We start from the raw sequence: 15,117 nt of genomic DNA on the forward strand, positions 1-15,117 counted from the left end.
TTAAAATTATCGCCCATAACAAATAAATGAACGCAAAGGAAATTATAGATAAATCTGCCGCCGTCATATTTGATCTGGATGGCGTATTGGTGGATACGGCCGTATTTCACTACCAGGCGTGGAGACACATGGCCAAGGAATTTAATTTTGATTTTACAGAAGCCGAAAATGAACAATTGAAGGGGGTAAGCCGCGTAGAATCGCTGGAACTGATTTTGAAGTGGGCCGAAAAGGTGGTGCCGGCCGAAGAGAAGGAGCGCCTGGCAAGGATGAAAAACACCTGGTACCTCGAACTGATAGACGGCATGAAGAATGGGGACGTTCTTCCCGGGACCATAGCTTTATTGACCTATTTACGTGGAGAGGGCAAGAAAATTGCTCTAGGTTCGGCAAGCAAAAATGCTGTTCGGATTTTAGAAAAAACAGGTATCCTAGACTATTTCGATGCTATTATCGATGGAAATGCGGTGACGCGTTCAAAGCCGGACCCAGAAGTGTTTCTGAAGGCAGCCGAAGCTATTGGAATATTGCCGGCAGACTGTGTCGTATTCGAGGACGCGCAGGCTGGAATAGCTGCCGCCCGATCAGCAGGCATGGCAGTGATTGCCGTGGACAAAGCGCATGCCTTGACACAGTACGACGCGCGGGTAAACGGCTTGTCAGACCTATCTCCCAATGTGTGGGCTTAGTAAGGGCCGGCCTTATGTCCGGCCCGTGTCTGCCGTGCAGCGGATGGCTCTCCCGGCAAACGGCTTTTGCGCCCCCGGAGTAGAGGTCTTTGGCCGGAGCATATCAGGCGCTGTTGCAAGGCGACTTGTTGGTAACCCGAAGAACGGGGAAGTTAGCCGTGCGTGTGTCGCTGTATCTTCCGGCGTGGGGCCCTTGGTCTTTCTATATCGCTTTCAGCGGAGGTCTTTACGACTTAACTTCTTCACAACTTAACATCTATATATAACTAACGCGGAACATGAAAAACTATATCATACACGATCCTTGGTGCATTATAGAGGATCGATTTAGACCGGAGCACAACGAATTTTCTGAAAGTATTTTTTCCATCGGTAATGGACGGATGGGACAGCGGGCAAATTTTGAAGAGTATTATTCTGGGAAGACCATGCAGGGGAGCTATCTGGCTGGCGTTTATTACCCTGACAAGACGCGCGTGGGTTGGTGGAAAAACGGATATCCGGAATATTTCGCGAAGGTTATCAATGCTGTGCAGTGGATCGGCATCGATATTGAAATCGACGGCGAGAAGCTGGATCTGGCGACATGTGATATCCGGCGGTTTGAGCGTCGTCTGGATATGAAAGGCGGTGTGCTGTATCGTACAGTCGTGGCAACGATGCCGAATGGAAGAACAATACAGGTGGAAACGAAGCGCATGTATCATCTGTTCCAGTCGGACACTGCGTCCTTACAATACTCCTTGCAGGTGCTTGACGCCGATGCCGCTGTTTCTGTGACCTCCTATCTGGATGGCGACGTTATGAATCGCGACAGTAACTACGATGAGCGTTTTTGGGAGCCTATTGCCGAAGATATTGAAAACGACCTCGTGGTTGTCTCGGAGACCAAAAAAACGAAGTTCCGCGTCGAAGCACGTCTACGGCATGTCTGTCGGATCGGCGGGACGGAACAATCGGCAGGAAATAAAACAAAGCGCCGGCTCTACACCGGCGAAAGTTGGACCATGGCAGTCAAAGCTGGAGAACCGATATGTATCGAAAAATACGTGGCGATAGTCAGTTCTATGAACCATCCGCTCGATAAATTGGCAGAAGTGGCTATGGATAGCCTCAGGAAAATAACTTCAAAAGATTACAGCAGATTGATGGCGATGCAGGCCGCTGCCTGGGCACGTGTGTGGGCGGAGAGCGACATACAGATTGAAGGTGATGTTGCGGCGCAGCAGGCGATACGCTTCAATATCTTCCAGCTCAACCAAACCTACACTGGCGAGGATGCCCGGCTGAATATTGGGCCGAAAGGGTTTACGGGCGAAAAATATGGAGGGGTTACCTACTGGGACACCGAAGCTTATTGTTTGCCATTCTACCTTGCAACACAAGATCCTCATGTTGCCCGCAACCTACTGCTGTATCGGTACCAGCATCTGGAGAAAGCTATTGATAACGCCGCCAAGCTAGGCTTCACGGATGGTGCTGCTCTTTATCCGATGGTAACAATCAATGGCGAAGAGTGCCATAACGAGTGGGAAATCACCTTCGAGGAAATCCATAGGAACGGAGCAATAGCCTATGCCATCTACAACTATGTGCGCTATACCGATGATCAGGAATACCTGATGTCCCACGGGCTGGAAGTCTTAATCGGTATCAGCCGTTTCTGGGCGCAGCGTGTCAACTGGAGCGCGCATAAACAGCAATATGTTATGCTCGGAGTAACGGGCCCGAACGAATACGAGAATAACGTGAACAACAACTGGTATACGAACCGGATTGCCCAATGGTGCCTGCGTTACACATTGGCCGTGTTGGAACAGGAGCGAACGAAGCGAGACGACCGCCTAACCGCGCTGCTGGTGAAGGTAAAGTTTAAGGATGAAGAACGTAAACGTTGGCAACATATTATAGACAATCTGTATTTTCCTGAGGACAGAGAACGGGGGATCTTTTTACAGCAAGATGGCTTCCTGGATAAAGAACTGGTGCCCGTGTCCGATCTTCCCCCGTCGGTACGGCCGTTAAACCAACACTGGAGCTGGGACCGCATTCTGCGTTCATGTTATATTAAGCAGGCCGACGTACTGCAGGGACTATATTTCTTTGAAGAGGAATTTGACGAGGAGACAATCCGTCGAAATTACGATTTCTATGAACCACTGACGGTACATGAAAGCTCCTTGTCTCCCTGTGTACATGCGATCATCGCCGCAAAGTTGGCCAAAGAGGAAAAAGCGTATGCGTTTTATCTGCGCACAGCGCGTTTGGATTTAGACGATTATAACAACGATACAGAAGACGGTTTGCATATCACATCCATGGCCGGTACCTGGCTGGCTATTGTTGAAGGGTTCGCGGGGATGCGCGTACGCGGAGGAAAGCTCCATTTCCAGACCTTTATTCCCAAAAATTGGCTAAGCTATGCTTTCCATGTGCAGTATAGGGGTGTTAAACTCCATATACGGGTTCGTCAGGACGGCTTCGAGATCAAAAATCTATCGGACTGTGAAATTAGTATTATCTTTAACGGAGAACCGATCTCCGTATCACCGGAACGGAAGTCTTAATTTATCCGCATGAAAAATATACGTGTTAAACCCCGTTTGTCGCTTGTTCAGATTGTCAATATGAGCATGGGCTTTTTGGGTATACAGATGGGATTTGCGTTGCAGAACGGAAACGCGTCCCGCATTCTACAGACCTTCGGTGCGGATGTCGAGCACCTATCTTTGTTTTGGCTTGCTGCTCCTCTTACAGGCATGCTAGTGCAACCGATTATCGGACACTATAGCGACCGGACCTGGACAAAGATGGGGCGGCGGAGGCCGTTTTTTCTTGCCGGAGCAGTTCTAACAGCGGTCGCACTGGTTCTGATGCCCAATATCGCCATGTTTACGGCCATATTGCCGCCCTTGCTGATTGGAGCAGGGATGTTGATGCTGATGGATGCCTCCATTAACGTGACAATGGAACCCTTCCGCGCCCTTATCGGCGACAATCTGGCGAGCGCGCAGCGCAGTTTGGGCTTTTCGGTGCAGACCGTTCTTATTGGTATAGGGGCGGTAATAGGATCTTGGCTGCCCTATCTTCTGGCTGAATATCTGCCTATTTCTGCGGAAGGCGGTGCCGGAATCGTACCGCAGAATGTAATTTATTCCTTCTATGCGGGGGCAATTGTGTTGATCGCCACGATCTTGTGGACGGTATTTACAACAAGAGAGTATTCTCCGCAGGAGCTCGGGTCTTTTACGGAGGCCGGGGAAGAAGAGCCCAAGATACCGGCGAAACAAAGTCTAATGGTGATTTTTCACGACTTCCGGCGGATGCCGCTCACCATGAAAAAGCTGGGGTGGGTACAGTTTTTTTCATGGTTCGCGCTGTTCATGATGTGGGTGTATACGACACCGGCGGTTGCGGAGCATGTGTTCTATAAGATGGAGGGCGAAAGGCCCCAGCTATTCGAGGAGGCAGCCAACTGGGTCGGGGTGTTGTTTGGCGTCTATAATGGTGTTTCGGCTATATATGCCCTGCTCCTTCCAAAACTAGCCCGCCGCTTCGGACGGACTAACGTACACGCTTTTGGGCTGACGGTAGGTGGATTGTCGCTGATCTCCATGTTTTTTATCTCGTCTCCAAATGTACTATTGCTGACGATGCTCGGCATCGGTATTGCCTGGGGAAGCATTCTCTCGATGCCGTATGCCATCTTGAGTGACAGCCTGCCAGCCCATAAAATGGGTGTGTATATGGGCATCTTCAACTTTTTCATAACCTTCCCGCAGATTGTGTGCGGTTTCTTCGGGGGGATGATTATCAAGTACCTGTTTGGCAGTGAGCCAATATATGGAATTTTGCTTGGGGGAATATTTATGCTGTTGGGGGCGATTTCCGTGTGGCGGATAAAGGAATGACGGATCATACCGGAATTTTTGGGGGAATGTTTTTTTGCATACCATTTCATCACTCGATATAAGAAAAATGCTGTATCTCTTACACCGCGAAACACGCTTCTAAAAGCCTTAAGTTTTGCATTGAATGATTTTGCGGATGCATTGATACCGAGCTGCGGGAATATATTGTTAGGGAATACAGTCCGGTACTCCGCATGAGGTTTCTGATCCCGGTCATGAAAGTCGCCCAGGTGATTCTTATACTGATCTTGGAGCTGTTTGCCGTCCAGCTGGAACAGAAGCCCCAAAAGATGGGCACTGATCGGATGGTTATCCAAACTTAGATAAATTGCCGTTAGGCGCATAATAGCCGCGTTTATATAAAAGCAATTTATCGATCTCTCCTCTGCCATTAAGAACTTTTTTATAGAGGAAATATCCCTTTTAAAAAAGCCCGAATTCCGTCGTCATCCGAGCACTTTCGCGCACAAGGTTCCAATCTCCTGTAATGATCTGTCCGGTATCTAGGATCGTCCAGCGACGACGACGGACTGAATGACCTGCGCAAGTTGTGAGATCTGGTAAGAATAAATAGTTAGAATTAAGGGCGACGCTTCCGGAAATAAATTGTCCGTTGATCTCCTCGTTAGCAGGAGCTGGAATTTGTAAGAAGTTGTTCTTAAAGCTGCTTAAAAGCATTCTACGCACAATAATCCAAAAAAAGTTGCGCGGACGTAATCTTGTCAGCGCTGGCGGATATTACGCCAGCTGTCGACGTAAACTTGTGCGGAGCGGACGCTATGTCGTGGACAGCGGATGACTTTACACCGGGCGCTGACGTACTTACGTGAGCATCAGATGACATAACGTCTACATCTAAGGTGATTTCTTCAGCATTCGATGTAAATGCTTTCACCTTCGACGAGTTTACGTCCATGGTCGACATGTTTACATTCACGGTCGATGTGTTTACGTTCACGGTCGATATGTTTACGTCCACGGTCGATGTGTTTACATCCGCGGTCAATGTGTTTACGTCCACGGTTGACATGTTTACGTCCGCGGTCGAGGAGTTTACGTCCGCGCTCGATGTGTTTACGTCCGCGGTCGAGGAGTTTACGTCCGCGGTCGAGGAGTTTACGTCCGCGGTCGATGTGTTTACGTCCACGGTCGATGTGTTTACGTCCGCGGTCGACGAGTTTACGTCCGCGGTCGACATGTTTACGTCCGCGGTCGACGTAATGACATGCAGCATCAACGTAATGTCGTCCACGTTGGTTCAAATAACGTCAGCAAAGCACTTTTCCTTTTCCGGAGAGGAAAAACTGCTGTATTTTTCAATTAACAATGAACTGTTTTAGATTTTAAAAAACGTACCCACGATATCTGTCCGGTACCGCTATAAATTATTTTAGGTTGATTTTGCCTTGCACGTTAGAATCCCTAAGAGTTCAATACGCTTCGGAATCGGATAGCTGTTACACAGTAATGCGGGGTTAGCATCTCCCGGAATGCCCGTAATTATCGATCTCAATTGATCTTCCCCGGAAAATTTGGTTGATTCTACTTGATACCGGACTTGCATCCTGGACCATCACGAATTCCGCTAGAATGAAAAAAGGGCCGTATCTTGAAATTTGATACAGCCCCTCGTGGAGAATATCGGAGTCGAACCGATGACCTTTTGGCTGCCAGCCAAACGCTCTAGCCAGCTGAGCTAATCCCCCATAAAATTTATGCAAATATAGGACTTAATATGGAATAGTCAAGAGTCGGATCGGAAATTATCAATTCTGAAATCTGACCTATGTCGTCTTCGGTGATGCGGTTGCCGAGCCCTTTGTTAAAAGAGCTGCTGAGTATCAGCGCTGTATCTTTCCGCTCTGCCGTGTCTATCAGTTGGCTTCCGGAATAAAAATTAATTAATGATGTCGCAAAAGTTACGAAATCTGCTAATGTAAATGCCCGATTTTGACTTTGGATATAACGCATATACCTTTCAAAATCGCCTACGATCATCTCACGTTGCTGTGCCGTCATACCGACAAAAGTAGTAATTATTTGGATTAATATACAGCGGTTGTATCTTGATCGGCTGTGCTGCTGCTGCTACCCTGACAACCCCTGCCAAACATGAACCACAGTACGAGGATGATAGCAAAGGCAATCAGCCACCAGATATTTGACCGGCGTACCTTATTAGGTTTCTGTATGGTATGCTTTAAAGGAGCATTATGAACAGTCTGTGGCGGAGACGTATGGGTTGGATCGACGATAGCGTCGGCCGGCGTAACCGGAGGGACAGCGGCACGTCTTCCTTCGTCCATTTTTGTGTTTACGGTAAGTGTACTCAAGGCATTTGGTAACATTTCAACGATACCGGCTCTGTTGTCCTGCAGTGTCGCATAGATATGTTGCGTACTCCAGTCGGCTCCATTTCGTGATAACACTGAGAAGATAGCCGGGACGCTCGCGTATATGAGTCCTTTGGCCGCTTCCGATTTTACGCCGGCATACATCTGTACAGCTTCGACGACCGTAATAAAATTGCCTCCGAACAGTTGCAGCATCAGACTTTGTTGCGTTGCGGCGCTGTTATCCAACTGTTCCTCTGCCGGCGTCTCCACGTTAAACCTCGACGTGGCATTGAGCGTTCCGTAAGTCAGTTTGGCTTGGTCGAGTATGGGCTGAAGGTCATCGGGATCCTTTCTTTGCAACGCCAGCAAGACGGTGGGAATGACACCTTCGAGCCCTTTGCGTAAATGGTCAGGACTTTCACCAAAGCGATTGGCCATGCGTTGTACAACTTCCTGATTAAAGAGGCTTCGGGCGGCGTTTACAATTAAATTTTCCATTTTATCTCCTGTTCTTGTTCCGTATTTGAACAATTTCTGCTATCTTTTGTTTTCGCTTGCGCTTGCCGGCTTAATATTTAGTTTATATTAGCATCTTATCTTTACCGTCATAAAAACATTTGAAATGAAGAAAATTAACGTACTTTTTTATCTCTTTTTATTATTCTTTGTGCAGGCTGTTTCCGCGCAGCAAAAACCGAAATATGTCTTTTTCATGATCGGCGACGGAATGGGGCTGAACCAGATTAATCTTACGGAGGTTTTTCTGGCAGCGCAACAGGATCGTAACACGGTTTTCCCGTTGGCATTCTCAACGTTTCCATACGCGACGTTCGCTACCTCGTATTCCCTATCGCATGGGGTCACGGATTCAGGAGCTGGGGGAACAGCACTTGCAGTTGGCAAGAAAACCAAAAACGGGGTTATCGGAATGGACAGTGCGGGGACAATTTCGTATAAAAGTGTAGCCTACGCGGCCAAGGAAGCAGGATACAAAGTTGGCATCACCACTTCGGTTAGCATAGATCATGCAACACCTGCATCTTTTTATGCGCACCAGCCAAGCCGCAATATGTATTACGAGATTGCGCAGGATCTGGTAAAGTCGAACTTCGACTTCTTTGGAGGCTCGGGTTTTCTTCGCCCTGACAAAAATGCTAAAAACGAGCAGGTACCCTCATTGTTCCCCCGGTTTGAACAGGCGGGCTACACCTTAGCCTATGGGTTAGCCGACTATAAGCGTATCAAGGACAAGGCCGATAAAATTATCTTAATGAACGTGAAAGGTTCCGACAGCGAATCGTTGAAATATGCGATTGATCAACAACCGGGAGATTTAAACCTCGCCGAGATTACGGAGTCGGCTATCGAGTCGTTGACGAGAGGCAATGATCAGGGCTTTTTCCTGATGGTCGAGGGGGGGAAGATCGACTGGGCAGCGCATGCAAACGATGCGACAACGACGATTCAAGAGGTGCTGGATTTTAATGAAGCTGTAAAGCGTGCGGTTTCCTTTTACGAAAAGCACCCCGATGAGACCTTGATCATTGTCACCGCCGATCACGAAACGGGCGGAATCGCCATCGGCAATGGCAGCAGCCGCCTAAACACAAAGCTGCTTGCGCAGCAGAAAGTGTCGCAGACGGCGCTATCACAGATGCTGTCGGATCTGAGAGCTTCCGGCAAGACGGTTGCATGGGACGAAGTAAAGCAGGTGTTGCAGGCGCAGCTAGGCCTTTTCGGTGCCGTAAAAGTCAGTAAGGAAGAGGAAGCTCACTTGTTTGCTATTTACGAAAAGAGCTTCGTAAAGCACGAGGAAGAGGCAGCAAAAAGCCTATATGCGAACGATGACAAGCTGGCCTCGGAAGCAGTGAAGATGCTGAATACTGCTGGATCGGTAGGCTGGGCTTCCGGTAACCACTCAGCCGCCTATATTCCTATTTTCGCCATTGGCGCAGGAGCAGAGCAGTTTTCGCACAAAATGGAGAATATAGACATACCTAAAAAGCTGGCTGAACTGGCCGGCTGGACTATTGACGAATAGTAATGACCAGCTTTTCACGCTGTCGTCCTGAGCGGATGTAAGGGTGATGCGGGAAAAAGGCCCGTCGGAGGTCTTTAGCGGATTAGAACATACTGACTTACACAAGGCGTGTCAGCGAAGAATCACCGGATATTGCGCGGACCGCTGTCGAAGGACTGGCACAGTCGGGCGTCTGAAGCGTCTTTTTATTCACCCAGTCTGCAGCGCCCCCAGGGACCTGCAGACTGGGTGATATTTTAAGCTGGCATATTTTCTATACAGCTATAAATAAGGAGCCAGGAGGCTCTGTCGCCGCCAGCTCCTTATGCGATAAAAATTGTTAAAATCTTTCCGTATGCTAAAAAGGAAGGTCTTCTGTCTCTTCCTGTTCGGCAACGAGCTGCCGTTGCGGATTGGCGCTTTCAAGAACAATAAATTGTTGTACACGGATGTCTGCCACTTCACGTCTAATGTCGTGTGCATCGACGTACTCATGATAAGTGAGTGACCCCTGTATCATCAGACGGGTGCCTTTTCGGCCGTTTTTCTCTAACTTCTCCGCTAATTTGCCCCAGAAAACCAAATTATGCCAGTAGGTTATTTCTACCCATTCACCTTTACTGTTCTTTGAGTATTCGTTTGTCGCAAAACGAACGTTTGATACTTTGGTACCCTGCGTGGTTGTTTTAATCTCTGCATCTGCACCTAGACGTCCAATAAGCTGGACCGCATTTACTAGCATGTTCATAATCTTAAATTTTAATTGTTAATCAATATACTTTGTATTAAATTTATAGCGTCAATATTGCTTGATTGACAGATCAAAGCTAGCGGATTCAGGGGGTGGAGCCGGTAGTTAACCAATTAAATACGACTGTAAGTGTTTGTAAACGTTTGTAAACGAATAAAGAATGGAACAACGACTTTGCTTGACCTGTGGTGCACCCCTTAAAGGACGTTCGGATAAACGCTATTGCGACGATGCCTGTAGAAATGCTTACAACAATAAGCTAAATAGCATACCTAACAACTTTGTCCGGCGCGTGAACGGGATCTTAAAGAAAAACAGACGGATTTTGGAAGAACTCCTAGGAGAGGAAAGAATGCTGAAGATTCCAAGGGAGAAGCTCCTGTCCAAGGGCTTGAATTTTGATTTTTTCACCAGCCAGCTGGCCAATGCGAAAGGACAGATCTATTTCTTTGTTTACGAATACGGCTATCTGCCACTAGATCAGGATGTCTTCCTGCTTGTCCGGCAGAAGCTTTAGCAGCTTCCCCGGCAGCGGTATTACCCCTGCTGTGCCCGCGGGGAAGCGGCCGAGCTGGCTTTAATAAGCCGATGCTATCGTTGGTAATAGACGTTGCCAGTTTATATTTCCTGTCTTTTTGCCTAGCCGCACGATGATTAAGTCCTTTTCTGGGTGTACATAGATGTACTGTCCGAGTAAGCCGTCTGCAAGAAAGTCGCCTCCTTTAGTCGGGAGCCACCATTGATGCTGGTAATACCACGCGCTGCCGTCGCTGCTGTCGGCTTTTGTCGACTCACTCACCCAGCTTTCTGAAACGATCTGCCGTCCGTTCCAGTTGCCTTTACGGAGGTAAAGTCTTCCTAATTTGGCGAAGTCCCGTGCCCGTGCGTTTACGCAACAGAATGTTTTCTCAAGCCCGTCTTTTTTGCGGTCGAGACTCCATGAGGCATCGAATTCCATACCGAGCGGTTGCCATACCTTTTCTTCAAGATAGGAACTGACGGTGCGGCCTTTCAACGCACGCTCCAGAGCGAGCCCCAATAATTGTGTCTGGCCGCTCGTATAGCGGAAACGTTGTCCCGGTTCGTCGGCAAGTTTTAGTCTGTTGATGGCTTTCCGGAGGTTCGTGCCATAATAGAAGGTGGCTACATGGCCAAATGGGTTGGTATATCCTTCGTTAAACTCGAGTCCGGAAGTCATCTGCAGCAGGTGCCGCAAGGTAACTGCGTCAAAGCCGTTTTTTTTCAGTTCCGGAATATAGTTGGTTATTGGCTCGTCAATAGATCTGATATACCCCTCATCAATGGCGATACCGAGAAGTATGGAAGTGATGGATTTAGCTATCGAAAACGAGGCGACTACCGATGTATCGCTGTAGCTGTCGAAATATTTTTCATATTGTATACTGTCCCGCTGAATAACAAGAAAAGCTACTGTATGGTGGTCGGCCAGGTATTTTTCAAAATCTTCGTCCTTGCCGTCGATATGAACAGTTCTGGGCGGTTTGGGCTGTTGGCTTTGCGGAAAGATAAAGGGTGCTTCCGGTGCTTTTATCGCCCGGGCGGGAAAGATTTTGTAATCGGTGATATTTGCATAGTTATAATAAACAAAGCGGCCTAGTTTGCAGGACTGCAGCAGAAAGGTTCCACATAGTAATAAGGTTAAGCCGGCTTTGAATTTCATCTTTTTCCTTCTTTTATGCATGGAGACAGAAAGTTCGGTATTATTAGCTTTAATTCAAAACGTTTTTTAATATAAACCTGCTGTTGATTAAAAAAACGTTAGCTTCTTAAAAGCACTATCGTTTTTGTTGTCCCTGATGTATTTTCGTTGCGCTTCCCGGTCTGAAACCCAGAGGGCAAAGGCCGATGGGCTGGGCCGGCAGCGCCGGCAATAGTACGGACTAGTGCACCGCGGCATCATTTTTTCCGCCGAAGGTTACCATAACCATACCTGTTACGATAACGAAGGAACCCAGTATCTGCATCCAGGATAGAGGTTGTTTAAAAAATAGGGCCATGGCGAGTTGGACCGTTAAAAACGTTCCTCCGGAGCATAAAGCGATAACAATCGGCTGGGGGACGGACTTAAACAGCTGGATCAGAACCCAGCTGGCCGATAACAGCACGATGTTGCCCGCAATGAGCGCAGCCCAGTGGTATTTGGGGTGCAAGCCTCCGTATTTGAAGATGATGCTGGAGATAATCTGGCAGGTCCAGAACGATAAAAAATAGATAATCTTCATGATATTAGCCTTCTAGTTCCATAATTTCTTCGGCCAGTGTTTCCCACGCCTCCTGGAGTTGGTCTAAGGAGGCTTTCGCCGAGTTGTACGCCCTGGTTGTCTCCTGAAGCTTCTGTGCGTCGCCGTAGATAGCTTCGTCGGCGAGTGCCGCTTCCAGCTGTTTCACCTGTCCATCTGTTTCGGCGATTTTCGCTTCTAGTTGGGAAAGTTCTTTGTGTTTACGCTGGAGGACACGGTTTTTATCATCCGAAGGATCCGCCTTCTCCTTTTTGGGTTCTTTAACAATTTTCTTTTCCTGTTTGGGTTCAGTTTTTGCCGGCCGTTTAGCATTCCATTCCTCATATTCTTCGTAAGTTCCCGGATATTCCTTGATCTGTTTGTCCTCAATAAACCAGATCTTATTGGCTACATGGTCGAGGAAATAACGGTCGTGGGACACGACAATAAAGGTGCCCTCATACTGCTGGAGCGCCTGAATCAAGATGTTGACAGAGGCCATATCCAGGTGGTTTGTAGGTTCATCAAGTACGAGGAAGTTTGCATCGGCCGTGAGTGCCTTAGCCAGCGCTACGCGGGACTTCTCCCCGCCAGAAAGCACTTTGATTTTCTTGAAGACATCGTCTCCGGTAAATAAAAAGCAGCCCAAGATTGACCGAAGTTCGGTTTCTGTGTGCTTTGGTGCAAAGGCGACCAATTCCTGCAAAATGCTGTTCTCCAGATGAAGGGCTTCGAGTTGATGCTGGGCGAAAAAGGTCTGTGAGACATTGTGTCCTTTGGTGCAGGTACCCTCAAACGCTTTATCTGCATCTGCCACTATTCGAAGCAGGGTTGATTTTCCCTTCCCGTTGGCTCCGATGAGTGCGATCTTGTCTCCCTTTTCAATGATGGCACCGGTATCTTTCAGGATCTCCAGGTTGGGGTAGGATTTAGATACGTGTTCGAGCGTCACAACATGGCGCCCGGAAGGTTTCGAAAATTTGAAGCTGAAGTTGACGACCGGATTGTCGTCGTCCACGTCATCTATCTTCTCCATACGATCGAGGGCCTTGATACGCGACTGCACCATTTTGGCTTTGCTGGCTTTGGCACGGAAGCGCTCGATCAGCTTTTCCTCTTGCTTGATTTTAGCCTGCTGATTTTTATACTGGTTGCTCTGGATTTCTTCACGGAGGGCTTTTTCTTCCAGATAGAACGAGTAGTTCCCGGCGTAGATGGTCAGCTTGCCTTTCCGCGATTCCACGGTCTTATTGATAATGCGGTCGAGAAAATAGCGGTCATGGGATACGATAACAATAGATCCTTCAAAAGATTGAAGGTAGCTTTCCAGCCATTTGATGGAAGGTAAATCCAAGTGGTTGGTCGGCTCGTCCAACAGCAGAATGTCGGGTGCCTGCAACAGGATGCGTGCAAGCATGACCCGCATACGCCAACCGCCCGAGAAGGTTGCCAGCGGGCGTTCCTGTTCTTCTTCGGAAAACCCAAGGCCAGCCAGGATTTCGTGCGCACGGAACTCAATATTATAACCGTCCAATGCTTCGAACTCTGTTTGTTTATCGCTCAGTTTATGCAGAATATCGTCAGAATAGTCTGTTTCCAGTTTCCGGAGTAGCGTTTCTATCTCTGCATGAAGCTGGTTCTGACGCTCAAACGCCTCCATTGCCACATGTAGAATGCTTTTTTCGGAGTGGTAAGATAGCAGGTCCTGGTTCAGATACCCTATTTTGAGGTCTTTCGCCATGGAGATCGTCCCTGCAGTGGGGGTATAATCGCCGACAATAAGCTTCAGTAAGGTAGACTTACCTGCACCATTTGCGCCGATCAATCCGGCTTTGTCTCCCGGTTTTATGTGCCAGTTGGCATCCTCGTATAATACACGTGAGCCAATTTCGAACGTTAAATTGTTAATCGATATCATTTGGTACAAAAGTAACGAATATTTCTGCTTCTTTGGCTACCTTTGCAGATATGTATAGACTCGTTAAACCAATATTCTTCACGATGGATCCCGAGACCGCGCACCATCAGGTGACAGGGGGGCTACGTAAATTTAACAGGATATGGGGGGCAAAACCCTTACTGAAATCTATTTACACTGTGGATGACCCCCGATTAAAAAAGGAAGTTTTTGGTCTTACGTTTAAAAACCCTGTAGGACTGGCTGCCGGGTTTGACAAGAACGCTGAATACATTGAAGATATGGCGGGCCTCGGGTTTGGCTTTATTGAGATCGGCACAGTGACGCCGCGTCCCCAGCCGGGTAATGACAAACCGAGGATGTTCAGGCTCGTTCCTGATGAAGGCCTGATCAATAGGATGGGGTTCAACAATCAGGGGGCCGATGTCGCCGCCGGCCGTTTGAAAAAGCTGAAAGAACGTAAGGATATAATTATCGGAGGGAACATAGGCAAGAATAAGACGACACCAAACGAAGAAGCTGTAAACGACTATATTTACTGTTTCAATGCATTGTTTGACTATGTAGACTATTTTGTTGTCAACGTCAGTTCTCCGAATACACCGGGGCTCCGAGACCTCCAGGAGAAAGAACCATTGAAGAAAATTCTGAATACTTTGCAGGATTTGAACCATACGAAATATACGCAGAAGCCTATTCTCCTGAAGATTGCCCCAGACTTGACCGAATCGCAGTTGGACGATATCGTGGAGATCGTAACCGGAACCGGAATCGCCGGCGTTATTGCGACAAATACGACGATTTCCAGGGAGGGGCTGAAAAGTGATCCTTCGCTGGTGAGCGAGGCCGGAGGTGTGAGCGGAAAGCCGTTGACGGACCGGTCTACGGAGGTGATCCGATATCTCGCTACACGTTCGAATGGTGCATTCCCTATAATAGGCGTAGGTGGGATTCATTCGGCTGCTGACGCTATCGGCAAATTAAACGCCGGCGCAAGCTTGGTCCAATTATATACGGGTTTCATTTACGAAGGTCCCGCTCTGGTGAGTCGGATTTGTAAAGGAATTTTAAAGGAAATGTAAGGAAGGGTAGCTGAAAACAAAAAAAGCGGCTCACTTTCGTTAAGGGCACTGAAAAAGTCCCCTTAGAAAAAAGGCTAAAAAAAGGAGTGGAAAACAGCAGTTTTCTGCTCCTTTTTTCGTATCTTAATGTAGGCTTTAACGGACATCAGGATGCTCTCTACCCAACAAAA

At 47.9% G+C, this 15,117-nt stretch carries 14 protein-coding genes and 1 tRNA gene; 8 read left to right on the forward strand and 7 right to left on the reverse strand.

The features are described from left to right. The first annotated feature begins 26 nt into the window (after positions 1 to 26). From pgmB to BC792_RS02815, 5 genes are all read left to right on the forward strand, one after another. On the forward strand, positions 27 to 689 hold the full coding sequence (gene pgmB, locus BC792_RS02785; protein ID WP_148907461.1) for a beta-phosphoglucomutase: 663 nt from the start codon (positions 27 to 29) through the stop codon (positions 687 to 689). Positions 690 to 967: 278 nt separating this feature from the next. Beyond that, positions 968 to 3,256 (forward strand): family 65 glycosyl hydrolase domain-containing protein, encoded by a 2,289-nt coding sequence (locus tag BC792_RS02790; protein WP_148907462.1) that lies wholly within the window; start codon positions 968 to 970, stop codon positions 3,254 to 3,256. 9 nt (positions 3,257 to 3,265) lie between these two features. Next, positions 3,266 to 4,600, forward strand: coding sequence for an MFS transporter (locus BC792_RS02795; protein ID WP_148907463.1), 1,335 nt, complete (start codon positions 3,266 to 3,268; stop codon positions 4,598 to 4,600). 194 nt (positions 4,601 to 4,794) lie between these two features. Beyond that, entirely contained in the window at positions 4,795 to 4,923 is a 129-nt protein-coding gene (locus BC792_RS18680; protein ID WP_262713433.1) for a hypothetical protein, read from the forward strand. A 537-nt stretch (positions 4,924 to 5,460) separates the two neighbouring features. After that, complete coding sequence (locus BC792_RS02815) at positions 5,461 to 5,940, forward strand: hypothetical protein (protein WP_148907464.1); 480 nt, start codon at positions 5,461 to 5,463, stop codon at positions 5,938 to 5,940. A 292-nt stretch (positions 5,941 to 6,232) separates the two neighbouring features. Here the strand turns inward: BC792_RS02815 and BC792_RS02820 are convergent. From BC792_RS02820 to BC792_RS02830, 3 genes are all read right to left on the reverse strand, one after another. Continuing rightward, positions 6,233 to 6,306 (reverse strand) — tRNA-Ala (locus BC792_RS02820). Between the two features lie 7 nt (positions 6,307 to 6,313). Continuing rightward, the gene (locus tag BC792_RS02825; protein ID WP_148907465.1) at positions 6,314 to 6,619 is read right to left on the reverse strand and encodes a hypothetical protein; all 306 of its coding nucleotides are present in this window, start codon (positions 6,617 to 6,619) and stop codon (positions 6,314 to 6,316) included. Positions 6,620 to 6,645: 26 nt separating this feature from the next. Continuing rightward, entirely contained in the window at positions 6,646 to 7,434 is a 789-nt protein-coding gene (locus BC792_RS02830) for a DUF937 domain-containing protein (RefSeq protein WP_148907466.1), read from the reverse strand. Between the two features lie 124 nt (positions 7,435 to 7,558). On the opposite strand from BC792_RS02830, the gene BC792_RS02835 reads away from it, so the two are divergent. Beyond that, positions 7,559 to 8,977, forward strand: coding sequence for an alkaline phosphatase (locus BC792_RS02835; protein ID WP_148907467.1), 1,419 nt, complete (start codon positions 7,559 to 7,561; stop codon positions 8,975 to 8,977). A 337-nt stretch (positions 8,978 to 9,314) separates the two neighbouring features. Here the strand turns inward: BC792_RS02835 and BC792_RS02840 are convergent, their stop codons facing one another. Then, a complete protein-coding gene (locus tag BC792_RS02840) occupies positions 9,315 to 9,704 on the reverse strand; it encodes a single-stranded DNA-binding protein (RefSeq protein ID WP_148907468.1) in 390 nt (129 codons plus the stop codon). A gap of 163 nt (positions 9,705 to 9,867) precedes the next feature. Between BC792_RS02840 and BC792_RS02845 the strand changes: the two genes are divergently transcribed. Then, positions 9,868 to 10,224: a hypothetical protein gene (locus tag BC792_RS02845; RefSeq protein WP_148907469.1), complete on the forward strand. Its 357-nt coding sequence runs from the start codon at positions 9,868 to 9,870 to the stop codon at positions 10,222 to 10,224. 60 nt (positions 10,225 to 10,284) lie between these two features. Here BC792_RS02845 and BC792_RS02850 read toward each other — a convergent pair whose 3' ends face one another. From BC792_RS02850 to BC792_RS02860, 3 genes are all read right to left on the reverse strand, one after another. Then, positions 10,285 to 11,388, reverse strand: coding sequence for a serine hydrolase domain-containing protein (locus BC792_RS02850; RefSeq protein WP_148907470.1), 1,104 nt, complete (start codon positions 11,386 to 11,388; stop codon positions 10,285 to 10,287). A gap of 220 nt (positions 11,389 to 11,608) precedes the next feature. Next, on the reverse strand, positions 11,609 to 11,950 hold the full coding sequence (locus BC792_RS02855; RefSeq protein WP_148907471.1) for a hypothetical protein: 342 nt from the start codon (positions 11,948 to 11,950) through the stop codon (positions 11,609 to 11,611). A gap of 4 nt (positions 11,951 to 11,954) precedes the next feature. Continuing rightward, complete coding sequence (locus BC792_RS02860; RefSeq protein WP_148907472.1) at positions 11,955 to 13,865, reverse strand: ABC-F family ATP-binding cassette domain-containing protein; 1,911 nt, start codon at positions 13,863 to 13,865, stop codon at positions 11,955 to 11,957. 50 nt (positions 13,866 to 13,915) lie between these two features. On the opposite strand from BC792_RS02860, the gene BC792_RS02865 reads away from it, so the two are divergent. Continuing rightward, positions 13,916 to 14,947, forward strand: coding sequence for a quinone-dependent dihydroorotate dehydrogenase (locus tag BC792_RS02865; RefSeq protein WP_148907473.1), 1,032 nt, complete (start codon positions 13,916 to 13,918; stop codon positions 14,945 to 14,947). Positions 14,948 to 15,117: the final 170 nt, after the last annotated feature.

Source organism: Sphingobacterium allocomposti, from assembly GCF_008124885.1.
Lineage (GTDB): Bacteria > Bacteroidota > Bacteroidia > Sphingobacteriales > Sphingobacteriaceae > Sphingobacterium > Sphingobacterium allocomposti.

What these genes read in the sequence shown, in the direction of transcription:
- BC792_RS02840 (WP_148907468.1), bottom strand. Translation starts at nt 9,704, where the DNA reads ATGAACATGCTAGTAAATGCGGTCCAGCTTATTGGACGTCTAGGTGCA.
- BC792_RS02850 (WP_148907470.1), bottom strand. Translation starts at nt 11,388, where the DNA reads ATGAAATTCAAAGCCGGCTTAACCTTATTACTATGTGGAACCTTTCTG.
- BC792_RS02790 (WP_148907462.1), top strand. Translation starts at nt 968, where the DNA reads ATGAAAAACTATATCATACACGATCCTTGGTGCATTATAGAGGATCGA.
- BC792_RS02845 (WP_148907469.1), top strand. Translation starts at nt 9,868, where the DNA reads ATGGAACAACGACTTTGCTTGACCTGTGGTGCACCCCTTAAAGGACGT.
- BC792_RS02835 (WP_148907467.1), top strand. Translation starts at nt 7,559, where the DNA reads ATGAAGAAAATTAACGTACTTTTTTATCTCTTTTTATTATTCTTTGTG.
- BC792_RS02865 (WP_148907473.1), top strand. Translation starts at nt 13,916, where the DNA reads ATGTATAGACTCGTTAAACCAATATTCTTCACGATGGATCCCGAGACC.
- BC792_RS02860 (WP_148907472.1), bottom strand. Translation starts at nt 13,865, where the DNA reads ATGATATCGATTAACAATTTAACGTTCGAAATTGGCTCACGTGTATTA.
- BC792_RS02855 (WP_148907471.1), bottom strand. Translation starts at nt 11,950, where the DNA reads ATGAAGATTATCTATTTTTTATCGTTCTGGACCTGCCAGATTATCTCC.
- BC792_RS02825 (WP_148907465.1), bottom strand. Translation starts at nt 6,619, where the DNA reads ATGACGGCACAGCAACGTGAGATGATCGTAGGCGATTTTGAAAGGTAT.
- BC792_RS18680 (WP_262713433.1), top strand. Translation starts at nt 4,795, where the DNA reads ATGAGGTTTCTGATCCCGGTCATGAAAGTCGCCCAGGTGATTCTTATA.
- BC792_RS02830 (WP_148907466.1), bottom strand. Translation starts at nt 7,434, where the DNA reads ATGGAAAATTTAATTGTAAACGCCGCCCGAAGCCTCTTTAATCAGGAA.
- pgmB (WP_148907461.1), top strand. Translation starts at nt 27, where the DNA reads ATGAACGCAAAGGAAATTATAGATAAATCTGCCGCCGTCATATTTGAT.
- BC792_RS02795 (WP_148907463.1), top strand. Translation starts at nt 3,266, where the DNA reads ATGAAAAATATACGTGTTAAACCCCGTTTGTCGCTTGTTCAGATTGTC.